Annotated in this window: 16 protein-coding genes; 14 read left to right on the top strand and 2 right to left on the bottom strand. The window is 60.3% G+C overall.

Features of this window, described 5'->3' with window-relative positions; all coding sequences use genetic code 11:
• Window positions 1-8 precede the first annotated feature (8 nt).
• The 9 genes from EIY71_RS01435 to EIY71_RS01475 all read left to right on the top strand — a co-directional run bounded on the left by EIY71_RS01435 (window position 9) and on the right by EIY71_RS01475 (window position 10,316).
• A complete protein-coding gene (locus EIY71_RS01435) occupies window positions 9-713 on the top strand; it encodes a WecB/TagA/CpsF family glycosyltransferase (protein ID WP_134020126.1) in 705 nt (234 codons plus the stop codon).
• A 2-nt stretch (window positions 714-715) separates the two neighbouring features.
• Complete coding sequence (locus EIY71_RS01440; protein ID WP_134020129.1) at window positions 716-1,792, top strand: glycosyltransferase; 1,077 nt, start codon at window positions 716-718, stop codon at window positions 1,790-1,792.
• Window positions 1,789-2,901, top strand: a complete 1,113-nt coding sequence (locus EIY71_RS01445) for a glycosyltransferase (protein ID WP_102716789.1) — start codon at window positions 1,789-1,791, stop codon at window positions 2,899-2,901. The genes EIY71_RS01440 and EIY71_RS01445 overlap by 4 nt, the downstream gene beginning before the upstream one ends.
• On the top strand, window positions 2,898-4,211 hold the full coding sequence (locus EIY71_RS01450; protein ID WP_134020132.1) for an O-antigen ligase: 1,314 nt from the start codon (window positions 2,898-2,900) through the stop codon (window positions 4,209-4,211). The genes EIY71_RS01445 and EIY71_RS01450 overlap by 4 nt, the downstream gene beginning before the upstream one ends.
• 49 nt (window positions 4,212-4,260) lie before the next feature.
• Window positions 4,261-5,181 (top strand): glycosyltransferase family A protein, encoded by a 921-nt coding sequence (locus EIY71_RS01455; RefSeq protein ID WP_256661069.1) that lies wholly within the window; start codon window positions 4,261-4,263, stop codon window positions 5,179-5,181.
• Window positions 5,182-5,194: 13 nt separating this feature from the next.
• Entirely contained in the window at window positions 5,195-6,613 is a 1,419-nt protein-coding gene (locus tag EIY71_RS01460) for an oligosaccharide flippase family protein (RefSeq protein WP_134020134.1), read from the top strand.
• Between the two features lie 29 nt (window positions 6,614-6,642).
• Entirely contained in the window at window positions 6,643-7,698 is a 1,056-nt protein-coding gene (galE, locus tag EIY71_RS01465) for a UDP-glucose 4-epimerase GalE (RefSeq protein ID WP_134020137.1), read from the top strand.
• Window positions 7,698-9,176 carry a family 16 glycosylhydrolase gene (locus tag EIY71_RS01470; RefSeq protein WP_085745611.1) on the top strand — a complete coding sequence of 493 codons (1,479 nt, stop codon included), beginning with the start codon at window positions 7,698-7,700 and terminating at the stop codon, window positions 9,174-9,176. Before galE ends, EIY71_RS01470 begins: the two co-directional genes overlap by 1 nt.
• Window positions 9,177-9,266: 90 nt before the next feature.
• Window positions 9,267-10,316 carry an acyltransferase gene (locus EIY71_RS01475; protein WP_102686115.1) on the top strand — a complete coding sequence of 350 codons (1,050 nt, stop codon included), beginning with the start codon at window positions 9,267-9,269 and terminating at the stop codon, window positions 10,314-10,316.
• A 114-nt stretch (window positions 10,317-10,430) separates the two neighbouring features.
• Here EIY71_RS01475 and EIY71_RS01480 read toward each other — a convergent pair whose 3' ends face one another.
• Window positions 10,431-11,339 carry a helix-turn-helix domain-containing protein gene (locus tag EIY71_RS01480; RefSeq protein ID WP_134020140.1) on the bottom strand — a complete coding sequence of 303 codons (909 nt, stop codon included), beginning with the start codon at window positions 11,337-11,339 and terminating at the stop codon, window positions 10,431-10,433.
• Between the two features lie 162 nt (window positions 11,340-11,501).
• Here EIY71_RS01480 and EIY71_RS01485 point away from each other — a divergent pair, with 162 nt between their 5' ends.
• From EIY71_RS01485 to EIY71_RS01505, 5 genes are all read left to right on the top strand, one after another.
• A complete protein-coding gene (locus tag EIY71_RS01485; RefSeq protein ID WP_007951306.1) occupies window positions 11,502-12,860 on the top strand; it encodes a glutamine synthetase family protein in 1,359 nt (452 codons plus the stop codon).
• 153 nt (window positions 12,861-13,013) lie between these two features.
• Window positions 13,014-14,102 (top strand): polyamine ABC transporter substrate-binding protein, encoded by a 1,089-nt coding sequence (locus tag EIY71_RS01490; RefSeq protein WP_007951305.1) that lies wholly within the window; start codon window positions 13,014-13,016, stop codon window positions 14,100-14,102.
• Window positions 14,099-15,400, top strand: coding sequence for an FAD-binding oxidoreductase (locus EIY71_RS01495; protein ID WP_134020143.1), 1,302 nt, complete (start codon window positions 14,099-14,101; stop codon window positions 15,398-15,400). Before EIY71_RS01490 ends, EIY71_RS01495 begins: the two co-directional genes overlap by 4 nt.
• A 113-nt stretch (window positions 15,401-15,513) precedes the next feature.
• Window positions 15,514-17,169, top strand: a complete 1,656-nt coding sequence (locus EIY71_RS01500; RefSeq protein ID WP_134020146.1) for an intermembrane transport protein PqiB — start codon at window positions 15,514-15,516, stop codon at window positions 17,167-17,169.
• Between the two features lie 16 nt (window positions 17,170-17,185).
• Window positions 17,186-17,737 carry a membrane integrity-associated transporter subunit PqiC gene (locus EIY71_RS01505; protein ID WP_085745604.1) on the top strand — a complete coding sequence of 184 codons (552 nt, stop codon included), beginning with the start codon at window positions 17,186-17,188 and terminating at the stop codon, window positions 17,735-17,737.
• Window positions 17,738-17,751: 14 nt separating this feature from the next.
• On the opposite strand, the gene xerC is transcribed toward EIY71_RS01505, so the two are convergent.
• Window positions 17,752-18,597, bottom strand: coding sequence for a tyrosine recombinase XerC (gene xerC / locus EIY71_RS01510; protein WP_256661072.1), 846 nt, complete (start codon window positions 18,595-18,597; stop codon window positions 17,752-17,754).
• Window positions 18,598-18,833 lie beyond the last annotated feature (236 nt).

The following is an 18,833-nucleotide window of genomic DNA, read 5'->3' on the forward strand; positions in this document are numbered from 1 at the left end:
GCCGCGCCATGTTCAAACTGGAGATAGTCGGGCAGTACTCGGCGAAATTACTGGAGGCCAACCAGGCCTATTCCTTCATCAACTTTGCCTCGATCGGCAGCTTTTTCGAGCAGAACCCGAGCAGCGTTGCCTATTTTTGCGACGGCATGCTGATGTCGACCTTCATGTCTCGCATCACCGGCAGACCGATTGGCCGGGTCAGCTTCGACTTCACCTCGATAGCCGACGTCGTGCTGCGCAGCGCCGAGCAACAGGGCAAACGGGTTTATTTCGTCGGCGCCCGACAAGCCGAACTCGACCTGTTCATCAGCAAGATCAAGAGCCTTTATCCGCAACTGAGCATCGCCGGCTATCACAACGGCTATTTCGACGCTGCCCAGGCCGAAGACATTCGGTACGACATCTGTCGCAGCGCAGCGGACATTCTGATCGTCGGCCTGGGCGCCGGACGGCAAGAGCAGTTCGAGCAGGATGCCCTGCGCGCAGGCTTTCGCGGGGTCGCCTTCAGCTGTGGCGGGTTCATCCGCCAGGAAGCTTTGGCCACGCGGCAGTACTACCCGGCGCTGATCAATCGCCTGCACTTGCGCGCGTTCTATCGCATGTACCGCGAGCCCCACACGATCAAACGCTACCTCATCGATTACCCGAGCAACTTCCTGCACCTGCTGAACATGATCGTTCGACACAAAGTCGCCATCAGCGTTGGGGAATGACCATGCACATCCTGTTTACCCTCAAGGATTTCAAGCCGGGCGGTGGCGTCGAGCGCGTTCAGCAGCGGCTGTCCGAGCAGTTTCTCAAGGACGGCCGGCGCGTGAGCTTTTTCGTCATGAACGCAGACATGCCCGACGCCCGGGACATTCAATGCTTCAGCGGTGGCGGCAGCGGCCTCGTCGGCCTGTTCAAGTCCATCGTTTTGCTGCGCCGGCTCATACGGCGTGAAGGTGTCACCCACCTCATTTCCGCCAAGGAGCAGGCCAACCTCTGCACGTGGTTCGCCACCCTGGGCAGTGCCTGCAAGGTCATCTACAGCCGCCATGCGACCCTCGACTGCAGCGAACAGAAAACCGGCCCCTCAAGCCTGCGTCTGCTCTACGCCTTGTACCTGTGTGGCAGTGGCAAGGTGGTGACGGTGTCCTCGGCGTTGCGCCAGACCCTTGCCGATGCCGTGCCTTGGGGGCGGCAGCGCATCCGTTATTGCCCCAACGCGGTCGTCACCGATCAACTGTTTCAAGCCGCCCGGGCGCCCCGGCCCGCCGACTTGCCCCGCAACTACTGGCTGAGTCTGGGGCGTCTGGTCGAACCCAAAGGGTTTCATCTGCTGCTCGATGCCTACGCGTTGGCGCTGCGCAGCGCGGCGCTGCCGGATCTGGTGATCGTCGGCGATGGCCCATTGCGCGAAGCCTTGGTCACCCAGGCCAGGCAATTGGGTATCGCACAACGGGTGCACTTCAGTGGTTTTCTGAGCAATCCCTATCCCGTGCTCAGGCAGGCCCGACTGTTCATTCTGAGCTCCCTGCAAGAAGGCATGCCGACCGTGCTGATCGAGGCTTTGGCGCTGGGCACGCCGGTGCTGGCCTGCGATTGCGAGACCGGGCCCAGAGAACTGCTGGACCATGGCCGACTCGGTGAACTGGTGATCGTCAACGACGTACAGGCACTGGCCGACGGCATGCTGCGCAACCTGACCTCAGGTCACATCGCTCCCGGCGAAAAGACGCTCACTGCCACCCTGCGCCCGTACACCAGTCAGTACGCGGCGCAGGCGTATTACCAGGTCTGGAATCAATGAAAAAGTTACTGATCATCCTCCATGACCTCAGCGCCGGCGGTGCTGAAAAAATGATGGCGCGGCTCGCCAAGGCACTGGTGGATGCGGGCAATGACGTGACATTGCTGATGCTCACCGGCGGCGGCCTTCACGCAGCGCATCTCGACCCGCGCGTGAAAAAGATTGAATTGCACAGTCCGCGCAGCGTCCGTGCGGTGCCGGCACTCACGCGATTCCTGCGTGCCAATCGCTTTGATGCCCAACTGGCAGCCCTCACCCACGTCAACGTGGTGGCGATCATCGCGGCGGCACTGTCCGGCACGCTGGCCCGGCTGCACGTCAGCGAGCGCAATGCCTTTTCCCATGACCGGCACGTGAACCCCGATTTCATGGTGCGCATGGCATATCGGGTGGCACCGCTGCTGTATCGGCTGATTCCCAATCCGGTGATCTGCGTTTCGCGCGGCGTCGCTCAGGATCTGGTCGATACCACCCTCGCCCGACGCCAGGACGTGACCATTGCTGACAACCCGGTGCTCGACAACGACTTTCGCGAGAGGCCACCGGGACTGCCCCGCCACCGCTGGCTGCTGGAAAAGTCCGGCACGGTGATCGTCGCCGTGGGGCGCCTGGCACCGCAAAAAGGTTTCGACACGCTGATCACAGCATTCGCCGCACTGCCGGATCGCGATGCCCGCCTGATCATTTTTGGCGAAGGCGCCCTCCGGGCCGAACTGCTAGAACAGGCGAAACAGCTGGGGGTGGCGGAGCGCTTCGATCTGCCGGGCTATGCCGATGATCCCCTGACAGAAGTGGCAGCAGCCGACTGCTTCGTACTCTCGTCGCGTTTCGAGGGCAGCCCCAACGCGCTGGTCGAGGCGTTATCCACGGGTACGCCGGTGGTGGCGACCCGCTGCCCCCATGGCCCTCAGGAGATTCTCGGCGGCGGCGTGGTGGCGCCGCTTGTCGCTGTCGATGATCCAATCGCCCTGGCCCAGGCCATCGCCGAGCAACTGTCCATTCCGCGCGATCTGCAGCGTCAGTCACGCCTCGATGCAGCCGCGCGATTCATGAGTGCCAGCGCGGTGCAGACCTACCTTAAAGCGTTGATCGGGAGCCCGTCATCATGAGCACATTGACGATCAGGTATTCGACGTTACGCGACGCCTTCACCGTGTTCGGGATCCTGTTTTACATACAGGTGATCACTTTTGTGCTCGGTCTGGGCAGTGCCGCGAGCTTTGGCGACATCAATAAAGACCTCGAAGGCAACGTCGCCAATCAGGTCTGCGGCCTTATCACGCTGCTGGTGCCGCTGTTCTTTTTCATCCGCAACAAGGTATTCCTCAGCAAAACCTTTTATCGCAGCAACTTCTTCCTGCTGGTTTTTCTGCTCTGCGTCATCGCGTCGATCGGCTGGTCCCACGACCCGATGCTCAGCCTCAAGCGGTTCATCGCCCTGCTCGGCGTGGTGTTTTTCGCCGGTTTTCTTGCCTATAACTACTCCCTTGAAAAAATCACCTTCATGCTCGGTTGCGCCATCGGCATAGCGGCGCTGATCGGGTTGTTGCTCGCTGTGGTCATGCCTGAAGTGGCGTTTTTCTCCGGGGGGATTCGCGACGGCGCATTCAAAGGCGTTTTCGCTGAAAAGAATGCCGGCGCCCGGCTCAACGCGATCGCCATCGTGCTGTTGCTGCCGATGATCCGGCAGCGCAATCGCTGGGCGCTCTTCTGTTCGTTCTTTTCGCTGGTCGCGATCCTGCTTGCCCAGTCAGCCACCGGCGTGGCGCTGATCATTTCCGGCACGATCAGCTACTGGTACTTCCTCACAATGATCCGCCTGGGCATCAATCGCTCACAGCTGCTGTTCCTCGGATGCACCCTGCTTTACCTGCTGGTTTGCCTGTTTCTGTACAGCAACTTTGCGGTGCTGCTGGAAATGGCCGGTCGCGACCCGTCACTGACCGATCGCACCTTGATCTGGGAATTGCTCGCGCCTTTCATCGACAGCCAGTTTCTCAAGGGCTACGGCTTCGGCGCCTTCTGGTCCAGCCCTGATGCCGATGCGTTCATCACCCGCTGGGGTTATATCGGCAACGCCCACAGCGGCTACATGGAGACCCTGCTCAACGGTGGCCTCATCCAGCTGACGGCGCTGGCGCTGATGTTGGGTGAAGCACTGTTCAAGCAATACCGCGCCGTGACGGCGAATCAGGCAGCCCGGTTTCGCGCCAGTGCGCTGGTCATCATCGGCCTGTTCGCCATCACCAATTATGTGGCCTACGTGATTCCCAACTACCGCTCCGCCGAGTTCCTGGTGTTCTGCACGCTGGCCCTGACCTTCCGGCACCACCACGCGACCTATCCCGAATCCTCACCGGCAGCGCTGCGTCAGCGTTCGTCGGGCAGCGCACTACCGCGCGATTCCGCCCGCGCGTAACCCAAGGAGAATCACCGTGCCAAACCAAGCTCCCCGTTCAGCAGATTCAGTGTGCGTCATCATTCCGATGTACAACGGCGCCGAAAGCATCGAGCAGACACTGACCTCCCTGGCCCGGCAAACCCGACTGCCCGATCACGTCATCGTCATCGACGACGGGTCCACCGATGACGGACCACAGCGGGTCAGAGACTTTGTCGCGCCGTTTCGCTTGACGCTGTTACAGCAACCCAACGAAGGCCAGGCCAGCGCCCGTAATCATGGGATGCGGCACTCCGAAGAAACGTTTGTGGCAATGCTCGATGCCGATGACCAATGGCATCCGCGAAAGTTGGAGTTACAGCTGGCACTGTATGACGAACTCACCCGCCAGGGCCGGCCGGTGGGGCTGATCGACTGCTATGCACAAGTCAATTACAGCGATGGCAGGCGCCAGCTGGACGACCGGTTGAAGAACGGCAGGCACTTCTACGATTTCATCCATGCCAACGTCGTCAATGGCGTCTCTACCGCGCTGGTCAAACGTGACGTGATCATGCAACTGGGCGGCTTCGATGCCAGCCTGCGTTATTCCGAAGACCGTTTCATGTGGACCCGGATCGCCGAGCATTGGGAGATCCACACGGTGCCGGAGGTGTTGCTGGAGCGCACGGTCAATGGCGGCAACATGACCGCGAATCCGAAAAAGTACTACCAGAACAAAATCCGCTTCATCGAGGTGTACCTCGCCCGCTACGGCGCGCAGTTGACCCGGCAGCAGCGGATCGATTTCGTGCTGGGCAACCACACCGACTTTCTCGAGGCGTTTTCCCGACGCGGCGAGCATGACCAGGTCCTCGGCGTGTACCGGCGAATGCTGGATTGCTCCTGGCAGGCCCTGATCTTCGCCAGCGGCAAACCGACCTTGCGCTACCTCTATGCCCGCGCCAGAACCTTGCGCAAGGCAACGGCGTCAACCACGGCTCATTGATACGGTATCCGCCATGGCCAACCACCGTCTGACGACATTGACCTGGATCTTCACCGAGAAATTCGGCCTGATCCTGCTGTCGATGATTACCTTTGTCGCCTACGCCAGGCTGCTGTCGCCTGCCGAGCTGGGTGTGGGCACGGTCATCATTGCCATCGTCGAACTGATCGGACTGGTGTACTCGTCGGTGCTGGAAGACCCGCTGGTACGGCTTGAGCGGCTGGAAGACAAGCACATCTGCACCGCCTACTGGGCGGCGGTGCTGGTCAGTCTGGCGAGCATTGGCGTCATTTCGGGCGCGGTCATGCTGTACACCCCCGACCCGGTGCTGCAATGGATGACGGCGATAGCCTCGATAAAGATCCTGTTCACCATGATGGCGCGGGTCTACGTGGCGCAGATGCGCCGCAGCAGCAACTTCAGGATGCTGGCTTCGCGCACATTGCTGGGCAAAGTGGCGGGGGGAGTCGGTGGCATTGCCGTTGCGCTTTGGGGGCTGGGTGCGTGGGCGGTCATTGCCCAGGCGCTGATCATGGAATTGATGTCGATCATTGTGTTGATGCGCGCCGACCCGCGACGTATCCCTTTTTACATCGATGGTCCGATCCTGCGTGAATTGTTGAGGTCAGGCGCACCGGTGGCCATTAACGCACTGAGCTCGCAAACCCTGCAGCGCGGGGTCAACGTGGTGCTGGGCATCACCGCCGGGGCGAACGCTGTCGGCATGTTCAACATGGCGATGCGCATCATCGAACTGCCACGCACCGCAATCTACAACGGCTTGCTGAGCTACGCGCTGCCGGCGTTCTCCCGGCGCAGCGCAGAGCCCAGACGATTGATCGGGATCGTTGGCGATTCTACCGCCGTCAGCGGGTTTGTGTTGACGCCCCTGTTCATCGGACTCGCACTCACGGCAAACGACCTGATCCTGTTGATCTTCGGCGCCAAATGGGCAGAGGCCATCCCGCTGCTGCAAGTACTGGCTTGCACGGCCGCCATCGGCAACAGCGCCATGTACGCCACCACCGCACTGGTGGCGGTCAACCGCAGCCACCTCACGATCAAGGCCGAAGTGCTGACCACCGCGCTGGCCCTGGCGCTGGTCTACACCCTCGGCAACCTGTACGGCGGCATGGCCGCAGCCGTCGCTCTGCTGGCGCGCATGCTGGTCATCACGCCGTTGCAAATCCGCGGCCTGAACACGGCGATCGGCTACAGCTGGCGCGGCTTTTTCGAAGCCAGTTACCGCAGCGTGATCGCTTCCCTGGTCATGGCTGCAACCGTGCTGCTGGTGCTACCGCAGCTGGGTCTCCAGGGTTACCTGCATTTGATCGGCAGCGTCGTGCTCGGCGCACTGAGTTATGCCGTGGGTTACAGCGCCCTGCACCCGCACTGGCCACAGGAATTCAAATCGGTTTTCACCTCCCGCTGAGTTCAGCCCTGAGACAGGAAGGCCTCACCATGCGCAAAACCACGTTGATTACTGGCGGTGCCGGCTACATCGGCTCGCATACGGCTCTGGCCCTCATTAACGCCGGCCACAAGGTGCTGGTGCTCGACAACCTGTGCAACAGCTGTCGAGAGTGCATCCGGCGCCTCGAGCAACTGACCCTGACCCGCGTCGACTTCATCAAGGGCGATATTCGCGACCCGGTCCTGCTCGACGATATCTTCAGCCGATACAACATCGACGCCGTGGTGCACTTTGCCAGTCTCAAATCCGTCGAGGAAAGCGTGCGCAAGCCGCTGGACTACTACGTCAACAACGTTGCCGGCACGCTTGGCCTGTGTCAGGCGATGGCCCGCAATAACGTATTCCGGCTGGTGTTCAGCTCGTCAGCCACGGTGTACGGGGAGCCGACGCGCACGCCGATTGCCGAAGATTTCGGCACCGGCAAACCGGTCAATCCCTATGGCCGCACCAAGCTGATGATCGAGGAGTTGCTGACGGATCTGTGCGACTCCGATCCGCGCTGGAGCATTGGATTGTTGCGTTACTTCAACCCGATCGGCGCCCACGAAAGCGGAATGATCGGCGAAGACCCGCGGGGCCGCCCCAACAACCTGTTGCCGTGCCTGACCCAGGTTGCCATAGGCCGGATACCCGAACTCACGGTGTACGGCAGCGACTATCCCACGGTGGACGGGACCTGCGTGCGCGACTACATCCACGTGGTCGACCTGGCCATCGGTCACCTCAAGGCCCTGCAGGTGCTGCAGCACGCCAACGGCATTCACTACTGGAACCTCGGAACGGGCGTTGGCTACAGCGTGTTGCAAATCATCCACAGCTTCGAAGACATCACCGGCATCAGCATTCCCTACCGTTTCGTCCCTCGACGCGCGGGTGACATCGCCAAGTGCTGGGCCGATCCCGCCAAGGCAGGACGCGAACTGGGCTGGAGCGCGCTGCGTGGCCTGGAACAAATGATCACCGATACCTGGCGCTGGCAGTCGTGCAATCCGCAGGGATATCAATCTTCATTCAAGATTCCGGCACCCATTGCGGTGAAGTGATGCCGATGTTCAAAGAATGTCTGTTGGCCGTGCTGTTTTCAGTTTCGCTGATCAGCAACGCCGCGCAGGCACCTCCTGCGGTGCCGACCACCGGGCTCATGTTGTGGCTGGACGCGGCGGATGCGTCAACAGTGACTCTGGATGCGCAGAACCGTCTCCAGCGCTGGAGCGACAAGTCAGGCAAGGCCAATGACGCGACCGTCGATGGCGCTTCTTCGCCGCCACAACGGATGGAGAACAGCCTCAATGGCCATTCGGTGGTGCGCTTGAGCGGCAACTCTGGATTGCTCGGCCGGACCCTGCGCACGGCGAAAGGGCCTGCGACTGTACTGATCGTGTCCCGGCGGTTGCCGGAACAGGCCGGGGTCGATCCCTGGCAACGTTTGTTCAGTTCACGACCGCAGGCCGCCAGCAACGATAACGTGCTGCCGAATTTCGCCGTGAGCCTTCCGCAAACCGGTGCTTATGAGCCGACGGTTTCTGTCCTTGAGCTGCAGGACGTCCCGCTGGGACCGTATGGCGTGGGGCGCAATGCCGTCGGCAATGCCGAAAACTTTCGCGGCGACATCGCCGAAGTCCTGGTGTATGACCGGCCGTTTGCATCGCTCGCGGAGCGCCAGCGCGTATTTCGGTACCTGGCGGACAAGTGGTCCGTGGCCATACCGGTTCAGGCCGATACCTGGACACGTGTCGGCCCGCTGGACGCTCTGCCGTCCCACATCAATCCGGATCTGCCGTTGTCCGATCAGGCCAATGCCGGCCGGTGGTTGCTCAACACCACGCTGTCCGACGAGTTCGATGGCACCACCCTCGACCGCACGCGCTGGCACGTCAACAATGCTATCGGCAACGAGTCGCTGGGACGCAAGCCGGCGTTGTTCACCGAGCGCAATGCCAGCGTCGGCAACGGCTATCTGAAGATTGTCTTTCGCAAGGAAACCCTGCCGCCGAAATACGTGCAGCTAGGTTTCAAGGATTACACCTCGGCGATGGTTCGTACCCTCGAACGTGGCTTCTACGGCTATTACGAAACACGAGCCAAACCCATGAACTCTGCGGCTTCCAGCGCGTTCTGGCTGGCGTGGACAGGCATGGCCGACAACGCCACCGAAATCGATATCTTTGAAATCGGCGGCAAGACCAAAGAGGCGGCCTCGGACCGCGCCTACAACATGAACGCCCACCTCTGGGCCACGCCACAGAGCACCGAACATATCGCCGACGGCAGCACCTGGACCAGCCCCTGGCGGCTGGCCGGCGACTTTCATGTCTACGGCTTCGACTGGCAGCCCGACACCCTGCGCTGGTACGTCGATGGCGTACTGGTCAGGGAGTCGAAGAACAAACACTTTTTCTACCCCATGCAGATCGTCTTTGACAGTGAGGCCATGTGGAAATGGTTCGGCGTGGTCGACGATGCTGACCTGCCCTCCACGTTCGAAGTCGATTACATCCGCATGTGGCTACGCAGTCCTTGAGCACCCTACGCCGCTTTGGCCTTGAGTCGGATGTCACACGACACAGTCCTCAGTGATCGATCCGCGCTGACGAGTCTGGAGCGCCTGTACATGAACAAGCGACGACTGAACGAACTGGACTTGCTGCGCTTCCTCGCCGCGATCGCCGTGGTGTTTTTTCACTATGCGTTTCGCGGCTATGCGAGGGGCGATATGTCGGTAATGCCCTATCCGCTATTGGCTGACGTTGCCAAATACGGTTACCTGGGCGTCGAACTGTTTTTCATGATCAGCGGATTCGTGATCCTGATGACGGCTTCGAACAACGATCTCAAAGCGTTTTTCATTTCCCGCGTCATCCGCCTCTGCCCGGCTTTCTGGGTGTGCTGCACGATCACTTTTCTCGTCACGCTGGCCATTGGTCAGCCAAGATTTTCGGCTGATTTTTATCAATACATGATCAACATGACATTCCTCGGCGACCTGATCGGTGTCCCACCCATCGACGGGGTCTACTGGTCACTGTTCGTCGAAATAAAGTTCTACCTGATGATCGCCGTCCTGTTGGCCTTCAAGAAGATAGAGAAAATAGAAAACTTCCTTGTGCTCTGGCTGCTGATCTCGGCCGCAGCGGAAGTCTTTGCTTTCGAAAAACTGCGCTCGGTCCTGATCACCGACTACGCGGCCTATTTCATCGCTGGCGCGACGTTCTACATCATCTGGGACAAGGGTTTTACCAAATCCCGTATTTCCCTGCTGGCAGCCGCGCAGGCATTGGCCAGCTTCAACGCGATCAAGTGGGCCGAGTCGATTGAACTGAAATATTCGACCGAATACGATTCCTTGATTATCTGCGGTGTCATTGCCCTGTTCTTCATGACGTTTCTTTTTATCTCGACGCATAAAACGTCAGCCATCGGGAGGTTCGACTGGACAGCGTTGGGCGCCCTGACTTACCCGCTTTACCTGCTGCATCAAATGATCGGCTTCATGATCTTCAATATGGCTTATCCGGCTGTGAATCCTCACGTGCTGCTGTGGGGCACCCTCGCTTTGATGATAGGTGCCTCCCATGTCATCCATAAAGAAATAGAAACCCCGATGGCCAGACTGATGAAAAGATCCCTTTCATCCTCCTTCAAACGTCTCAGAGTTGGTTAGTCGGCTGCGCAACAGGCTTGGCAACATCGGCCTATCGATAAATGAAAAAGACGGGAGAGATTTCGGCGAATACCGAAACCTCTCCCGTCTTTTTTTTGTGGTGCAGAGTGCCCGTCACATCGACGATGAGCGCTTCAAGGTCTCGCTCGGCAACTCCTTGAACATCGCCCGGTAACTGCTTGAAAAACGGCCCAAATGCCAGAACGACCAGTTCATTGCGACCTCCGCCACCGTCGTATCTGCCGGCGAGCGTTTGAGCAATTCCCGCCGCGCACTGTTGAGCCTGCGCAAACGCAGCCAATGGCTCGGCGACATCCCCGTGTACGCCTTGAAGGTCTGCTGCAACTGACGCAGGGAAACCCCGGCCACCCGCGACAGCTCCAGCAGATTGAGGGTTTCTTCCGGTGAATCCGCCGCCCACTCCCCTACGCGTTTGAGGGTGATTCGCTCTTCGGCGCGACGCTGCAAGCCACCACCGTCCAGGCACACGCTCGCGTTGTCGAGTATGAACAGGCAGTCCTCGAGCAATTGCTGGGTCAGCGCTTCTTTGCTTGGCTGATCAAGGGTTTGCGACAACTTCGTGAGAGTGGAGCTTAACCAGCGGCTGAACAATCCATTCTGCGCGCCATTGAGCGGAGCCATGAACAGACCTTCCAGCTTGGCCACGTCCAGGCCGTTGCGCTGGACGAATTCCGGGCCGAACACCACGGCGATTTCCTGATAGTTCTCCGGGGTGATCCAGATGTTGCGGCTCTCTTCATTGAGCAGATAGAGCGCGTTGTCGCTGCGATCGAAACAGAACGCCAGCGAGCCTTCCGGCGCGCTGAAATTCTGCTCGACCCGGGTGTTCATCTGTTCTTCGTAAACCTCCACACCCTGCAAATCCAGATAACGGATCTGCCCGGCGAAATGCCCCGGCGACATCTGCTGGTAATGCTGAACCCAACCCGGCGTGGCGCGGATCTGTTCGGTGACATCGGCGGTATTGAACGCTTGAACCTGTAGCGGATTACACGTTGTCATGGGAGACCTTGCGCACTCTTTTGGTGCGCTTTGGTGCTGCTGAAAGTGGATAGATGGAACGTCAAGGCCCGCCCAAGATAGTCGTCAACGCGCCACAGGGGAAGCCTGCGAAAGATGAAATCGCTTTTCCCCCGCGTCAACAAAACCAACGACGAGGTCTTTATGAATGCCCCTTTCGATCAGCTGTTCACGTGGCTGAAAGATCACAAGATTACCGAAGTGGAATGCGTGGTCAGCGACCTGACCGGCATCGCCCGCGGCAAGATCGCACCGACCAACAAGTTCCTGCATGAGCGAGGCATGCGCCTGCCGGAAAGTGTGCTGCTGCAAACGGTAACCGGGGATTTTGTCGACGACGACATCTACTATGATCTGCTCGACCCGGCCGACATCGACATGGTCTGCAAGCCGGTGAGCGACGCGGTGTACGTGATTCCATGGGCCATCGAGCCGACTGCCATCGTGATCCACGACACCTTCGACAAGTTCGGCAACCCGATCGAACTGTCGCCGCGCAACGTGCTGAAGAAAGTCCTGCAGCTGTACACCGACAAAGGCTGGAAGCCGATCGTGGCGCCGGAAATGGAGTTCTACCTGACCCAGCGCTGCGAAGACCCGGACTTGCCGCTCAAGGCACCGCTGGGCCGTTCCGGTCGCGCCGAAAGCGGTCGTCAGTCGTTCTCCATCGACGCCGCCAACGAATTCGATCCGCTGTTCGAAGACGTCTACGACTGGTGCGAACTGCAAGGCCTGGACCTGGACACGCTGATCCACGAAGACGGCCCGGCGCAGATGGAAATCAACTTCCGCCACGGCGACGCGCTGGATCTGGCCGACCAGATCACCGTGTTCAAACGCACCCTGCGTGAGGCGGCGCTCAAACACAACGTGACCGCGACCTTCATGGCCAAGCCGATCGGCGATGAGCCCGGCAGCGCCATGCACCTGCACCAGAGCGTGGTCGAGATCGCCAGCGGCCAGCCGATTTTCGCCAATGCCGACGGCAGCATGAGTGACCTGTTCCGCCATCACATCGGCGGCCTGCAGAAATACATCCCGAAAGTGCTGCCGATGTTCGCGCCGAACGTGAACTCGTTCCGCCGCTTCCTGCCGGACACCTCGGCACCGGTCAACGTTGAATGGGGCGAAGAAAACCGCACCGTCGGCCTGCGGGTGCCGACCTCCGGCCCTGAGGCGATGCGGGTTGAAAACCGTCTGCCCGGCGCCGACGCCAACCCGTATCTGGCCATCGCCGCGAGCCTGCTGTGCGGCTACATCGGCATGGTCGAAGGCATCGAACCGAGCGCCGCCGTCGAAGGCCGGGCTTACGAGCGCCGCAACCTGCGCCTGCCGATCACCATCGAAGAAGCCCTGACCCAGATGGAAGAGTGCGACACCGTCGCGCAATACCTGGGCAGCAAGTTCGTGCGCGGCTACGTCGCGGTGAAACGCGCCGAGCATGAAAACTTCAAGCGCGTGATCAGCTCCTGGGAGCGGGAGTTCCTGTTGTTGAGCGTGTAACCAACACCCACGTTTCCTGTGGGAGCTGGCTTGCCAGCGATAGCGGTGGGCAGTCTATAGAGATGTTGACTGTGCCGACGTCATCGCTGGCAAGCCAGCTCCCACAAGGACCGTACTCGCCTGAAAAATCCAATAATTCGAAGAGGTGTCGATATGCGTCTGTTGAAATCCATGATCCCCGCCGCGCTGGCCCTGGCGTGCAGTGCCGGTGCCCTCGCCCAACCCCAGGTCAGCGTCTACAACTGGACCGATTACATCGGCGAAACCACCCTCGCCGACTTCCAGTCCTCCAGCGGGATCAAGGTGATCTACGACGTCTTCGATTCCAACGAAACCCTCGAAGGCAAACTGCTCGCCGGGCGCACCGGGTATGACGTGGTGGTGCCGTCCAACCACTTTCTCGCCCGTCAGGTAAAGGCCGGCGCCTTCCTTAAACTGGACCGCTCGCAACTGCCGAACTGGAAAAACCTCGACCCGAAACTGCTGGCCCTGCTTGAGAAGAACGATCCGGGCAACGAGCACTCGGTGCCGTATCTGTGGGGCACCAACGGCATCGGCTACAACGTCGACAAGGTCAAGCAAGTGCTGGGCATCGATCACATCGATTCCTGGGCCGTGCTGTTCGAACCGGAGAACCTGAAGAAACTCACCCAGTGCGGCGTGTCGATGATGGACTCGGCCGATGAAGTGTTCCCGGCGATTCTCAACTACATGGGCATGGACCCGCGCAGCGAGAAACCCGAGGACTACAAGAAGGCCGAAGAGAAATTGCTGAGCATCCGGCCGTACATCACCTATTTCCACTCCTCGAAATACGTGTCCGATCTGGCCAACGGCGACATCTGCGTGGCCTTCGGTTATTCCGGCGACGTGTTCCAGGCCGCCAATCGCGCCAAGGAAGCCAAGAACGGCGTGAACATCGCCTATTCGATTCCCAAGGAAGGCGCGAACCTCTGGTTCGACCTGCTGGCGATTCCCGCCGATGCCGGCAACACCAAGGAAGCCCACGCCTTCATCAATTACCTGCTCGATCCGCAAGTGATCGCCAAGGTCAGCGCCTCGGTGGGTTACGCCAACCCGAACCCGGCGGCCAAGCAATACATGGATCCGGAGCTGGTCAACAATCCCGAGGTCTATCCGTCTCAGGAAGTCCTCGACAAGCTCTACATCTCCTCTACCCCGCCCCAGTCGATCATGCGTCTGATGACCCGGTCCTGGAGCAAAGTGAAGTCGAACAAATGAATCAGTACACCCAGGAACACGCCCGCTCCTATTACGCCGCGTCGGCCCGGGCCAGCACACCTTATCCGGAACTGGCGGGTGACCTGATCGCCGATGTCTGCGTGATCGGTGGCGGTTTCACCGGCGTCAACACGGCGATTGAACTGGCGCAGCGCGGACTCTCGGTGATTCTGCTCGAAGCCCGGCGCATCGGCTGGGGCGCTAGCGGGCGCAATGGCGGGCAGTTGATTCGCGGGATCGGTCATGACGTCGAAGGTTTCGCCCGGCATGTCGGCAGCGAAGGCGTGCGCTACCTGCACCGGGCCGGGATCGATTCGGTGGAGCTGGTGCGCCAGCGCATCACCGACAACGCCATCGAGTGCGACCTGCGCTGGGGCTTCTGCGAGCTGGCCAACACGCCGGCACAGTTCGACGCCTTCAAGGCCGAGCAGGACAGCCTGGCGCAGCTGGGTTACCGCCATGAAACGCGGCTGGTCGCCCCCGAAGACATCCGCCGGCAAGTGGTGAACGCAGGTGTCTACAAGGGAGGCCTGATCGACATGGGCTCCGGCCACTTGCATCCGCTGGATCTGGTGCAGGGTGAAGCGCGGCTGGCGGCGTCCCTCGGGGTGCGGATTTTCGAACAGAGCCCGGTGCTGGAAATCGTCCATGGCGCGACCGTTCAAGTACGCACCCAAAGCGGCACCGTGCGCGCCGGCAGTCTGGTGCTCGGCTGCAATGCGCACCTGGACGAACTCGAACAGCAACTCAGCGGCAAGGTCCTGCCCGCCGGCAGTTACATCATCGCCACCGAACCGCTGTCGGCGGAACGCGCCGCCGAGCTGATTCCGCAAAATCTGGCGCTGTGCGACCAGAAAGTCGGCCTCGATTACTATCGGCTTTCGGCGGACCGGCGCTTGCTGTTCGGCGGCGCCTGCCATTACTCGGGACGGGATCCGGCGGACATCGCCGCCTATATGCGACCGAAGATGCTCAAGGTGTTCCCGCAACTGGCGGATGTGCGCATCGACTATCAATGGGGCGGCAAAATCGGCATCACCGCCAACCGCTTCCCGCAGGTCGGCCGTTTGAAGCAGCACCCGAACGTGTTCTACGCCCAGGGCTATTCCGGCCACGGCCTGAACGTCACTCACTGGTGCGCCAAGCTGCTGGGCGAGGCGATTCATGCCGGCCACAGTCAGGGCATGGATGTGTTCAGCGGCGTGCCGCACATGACCTTCCCCGGCGGCCCGGCGCTGCGCTCGCCGCTGCTGGCACTGGGGATGTTCTGGTATCGCCTGCGGGAACTGCTGGGATGAGGCCTGCCGGTTAAAGCGCCCTGCACATTTGCTCTATCGCGAAGCACTTCTATATTGATGAAGTGCTTTTGCGTTCCTGACGCTCAGTGCCCAACACACCCTGGAGGTCATGGATGGAGTCGTCAGCCGCCGATCAACCGCGAGCGCCCGGCCAGGCGCCGGTCAAGACCCGGCGTTTCAGCATCTCGCTGGTGTGGATCGTGCCGATCATCGCGGTGCTGGTGGGCATCTCGCTGGTGGTGCACAACCTGATGCAGGAAGGCCCCAGCATCATCGTCACCTTTAAAACCGGCAGCGGCTTGACCGCCAACAAGACCGAAGTCAAATACCGCAACGTGGTGATCGGCCAGGTCACGGACGTCGAGCTGAGCGACGATCAGAAAAGCGTCAACGCCACGATCAAACTGGCCAAACAGGCCGAAACCTTTACCCGCGAAGACTCGCAGTTCTGGGTCGTGCGCCCGCGCATCGGTGCAGGTGGCGTCTCAGGCATCGACACGCTGCTGTCCGGTGACTACATCGGTGCAGACATCGGTCAGTCCAATTCGCGCGCCAAACACTTCAAAGGCCTGGAAAACCCGCCGCCGATCACCTACGGCGAACCGGGCAAACGCTTCAACCTGCACGCCTCGGACCTCGGTTCGCTGGACATCGGCTCGCCGGTCTATTACCGCAAGATCCCGGTCGGCCAGGTCGTGGCTTACGCGCTGGACGCCGATGGCAAAGGCGTGAACATCGAAGTGTTCATCCATGCGCCAAACGACGCCTACGTCACGGAAAACACCCGGTTCTGGAACGCCAGCGGGATTGACGTTAACGTCGGCGCCAACGGCTTTGCGGTGAAAACCGAATCGTTGTCGACCTTGCTGGTCGGCGGCATCGCCTTCCGCGCGCCGGAATACAGCCCCAACGATGTCGCCGCCGCCGAAGAAAGAACCTACGACCTGTTCGACGACCAGCAAACCGCCCTCGCCCCGCCCAACGGCAAGGCGCAATACCTGACCCTGCGTTTCGATCAGGCCCTGCGCGGGTTGAAAGTCGGCGCACCGGTGGAGTTTCTCGGCATCGAAATCGGCCGGGTAGTGAGCGTCAACCTGGACTTCGATCCGAAAAAACGCAGCTTCCCGCTCAACGTCGGCATCGTGATCTACCCGCAACGCCTCGGTCAGGCTCACGTCAAGATGCTTAAGGTACTCGAGCACAATCCGGACGACGAAGCCGCCGCCGTGCGCCTGATCGGCACCTTTATCGACAACGGCCTGCGCGCCCAGGCCCGCAGCGGCAACCTGCTGACCGGGCAGTTGTATATCGCGCTGGATTTCTTCCCCAAAGCCGAAAAAGTCGCGTTCGACCCGACCGCCCGCCCGATCAGCGTTCCGACCGTCCCCGGCAGCCTCGAACAGTTGCAGGAAAAACTCGAAGCGATGATCGACAAGCTCAACAAACTGCCGGTGGAACGGATTGCCGGCAACCTCGACAGCAACCTCGTGGAATTGCGCAAAGGCCTGACCCAGTTCAATGCCAGGACCCTGCCCGGCGTGCAGAACACCCTCGCCGACCTGAGCAAGACCCTGCAGTCGGCCAGCTCGACCCTGGCCGAAGATTCGCCGCAACGCGAACAACTGACCGAGACTCTCGACGAGCTTGGGCGCATGTCGCGTTCGTTGCGTGAACTGTCCGATTATCTGGGCCGTCATCCGGAATCGTTGATTCGCGGCCGCCCCGACAACGCCGCGCCGCTGGACCTCAAAGGGCCGCCGCGCAATTGAGCACAGGAGCTGTCCCATGGCTTTACCGCTGAAGTTCACCGTGCTCGCGATCGGCCTGCTGCTGGGCGCCTGTAAAAGCGCCCCGATCAGCTTTCACACCCTGACACCGACGCAACCGATGACCGGCCGCGCCGGTTCGGAAATCGCCATCGAAGGCATCAGCGTGCCGCCGCAGGTCGACCGGCCGCAAATCGTGATCCGCCAGGGCAACAGCGGCCTGGCGATCCTTGAGACCGAATGGTGGGGCGCCAGCCTCAGCGATGAGTTGCGCAGCGCGCTGGTGGATCAGCTCAGTAATGCCGGCGGGCCGCGCAAAACCTCCGTGCGCATTGATGTGCAACGCTTCGATTCGATTCCCGGGCAGTACGGGCTGATCGACGTCAAATGGCGCCTGCGCCAGGCCAACGCCGGAGACGACACCCTGCTCGCCTGCCGCTCGCTGCTGCAAACCCCGTCCGGGCCGACCATCGATGATCTGGTGGTGGCCCAGCAGAACAACGTCAAGCGCCTGGCTGCGTTGATCAGTCAGGCTTCCACCGGCTCACGCGGCTGCCCGCCCGCCTCCTGATCGAAACGCGATGTCTACAAGTCGAAACGATCCACCGCGCGGCGCCGCTCGTTGTCGTCTCGCACGTCGTAATTGGCGGTTGTCTGGATATTGCTGTGATGCGCCAGTTTCTGGGCGATCGACAGGTCATGCTCTTCGATCACCCGAGTGATGAACGAACGGCGGAAATCATGGGGCATGATCTTCACTCCGACCTGAGTACCGCGCTGGCGGGCGATGTAATAGATCGCGTGCTTGGTAATGCGCTCGCGGGTGATATGGCTGCCACGGCGAATACGGTTGAACAGAAACGCGTCGTCGCTCTCGCCTTCCTTGAGTTCCGAGCGACGGAACTCCAGCCAGGCATTGAGTTTGGCGAACGCCCAGGCCGGCGCGTACTTGATCAGTTGTTTATTGCCCTTGGCGGTGACAAAGAGACTGCGTTCGGTGAAGTCGACCTGATTCAGGTCAAGATCCACCGACTCCGACTTGCGCATCCCAGTGCCGTACAACAGCGCAATCACCGCCGCATCACGCAAACCCTGTGGTCGCGGATCGGCCGCGCAGACTTCCATCAATTCATGAATCAGCGTGCGCTTCAGATTGCGCCCCTGAGACAGTCGCGTGCCGCCAATGCCTTTGACCGAGCGCATCTTCAATAGATGGTCCTGGCTGATAAGACTCATGCGCCAGGCTTCATTCATCACACCGCGAATTGCGTTTACATAAAGCGAAGACGTATTCGGCGCGTAATTGTCGGCGCGCAATGCGGCGACTAACGCAACGACATCTTCCGGTTGCAGCCCATGCCAGGGAATGTCCTCAAGGTTCACGTCTTCGAACCCGAGGCGGTCGGCAGCGTCCTGCAACACGTAACGCATGGTCAGTTGGCTGGAGGGCGCCAGGCGCGCCAGATAAACAGTCAGCGGATTGCTGTTGGAGGGTGAGGATTCAGTACTCGACAAGTCAATCAAACGAAACGGCCTTGAATAAGAAACAGTTCAACAAAACAACTAAAAACGGCAACAAAACTTAAATAAGACGGGGCACTTCTGTAGGACTTTTCTACTAAAAACGCCGATGAGCGGAAGAAGTCTGAACGGTGGCTGTATAAGTT

Source organism: Pseudomonas sp. CH235, from assembly GCF_004368175.1.
In the GTDB taxonomy this organism is placed as follows: domain Bacteria; phylum Pseudomonadota; class Gammaproteobacteria; order Pseudomonadales; family Pseudomonadaceae; genus Aquipseudomonas; species Aquipseudomonas paraglycinae.

Coding starts and splice junctions, on each gene's coding strand:
- EIY71_RS01435 (WP_134020126.1), top strand. CDS start 9: ATGTTCAAACTGGAGATAGTCGGGCAGTACTCGGCGAAATTACTGGAG.
- EIY71_RS01440 (WP_134020129.1), top strand. CDS start 716: ATGCACATCCTGTTTACCCTCAAGGATTTCAAGCCGGGCGGTGGCGTC.
- EIY71_RS01445 (WP_102716789.1), top strand. CDS start 1,789: ATGAAAAAGTTACTGATCATCCTCCATGACCTCAGCGCCGGCGGTGCT.
- EIY71_RS01450 (WP_134020132.1), top strand. CDS start 2,898: ATGAGCACATTGACGATCAGGTATTCGACGTTACGCGACGCCTTCACC.
- EIY71_RS01460 (WP_134020134.1), top strand. CDS start 5,195: ATGGCCAACCACCGTCTGACGACATTGACCTGGATCTTCACCGAGAAA.
- galE (WP_134020137.1), top strand. CDS start 6,643: ATGCGCAAAACCACGTTGATTACTGGCGGTGCCGGCTACATCGGCTCG.
- EIY71_RS01470 (WP_085745611.1), top strand. CDS start 7,698: ATGCCGATGTTCAAAGAATGTCTGTTGGCCGTGCTGTTTTCAGTTTCG.
- EIY71_RS01475 (WP_102686115.1), top strand. CDS start 9,267: ATGAACAAGCGACGACTGAACGAACTGGACTTGCTGCGCTTCCTCGCC.
- EIY71_RS01480 (WP_134020140.1), bottom strand. CDS start 11,339: ATGACAACGTGTAATCCGCTACAGGTTCAAGCGTTCAATACCGCCGAT.
- EIY71_RS01485 (WP_007951306.1), top strand. CDS start 11,502: ATGAATGCCCCTTTCGATCAGCTGTTCACGTGGCTGAAAGATCACAAG.
- EIY71_RS01490 (WP_007951305.1), top strand. CDS start 13,014: ATGCGTCTGTTGAAATCCATGATCCCCGCCGCGCTGGCCCTGGCGTGC.
- EIY71_RS01495 (WP_134020143.1), top strand. CDS start 14,099: ATGAATCAGTACACCCAGGAACACGCCCGCTCCTATTACGCCGCGTCG.
- EIY71_RS01500 (WP_134020146.1), top strand. CDS start 15,514: ATGGAGTCGTCAGCCGCCGATCAACCGCGAGCGCCCGGCCAGGCGCCG.
- EIY71_RS01505 (WP_085745604.1), top strand. CDS start 17,186: ATGGCTTTACCGCTGAAGTTCACCGTGCTCGCGATCGGCCTGCTGCTG.
- xerC (WP_256661072.1), bottom strand. CDS start 18,597: ATGCGTTACGTGTTGCAGGACGCTGCCGACCGCCTCGGGTTCGAAGAC.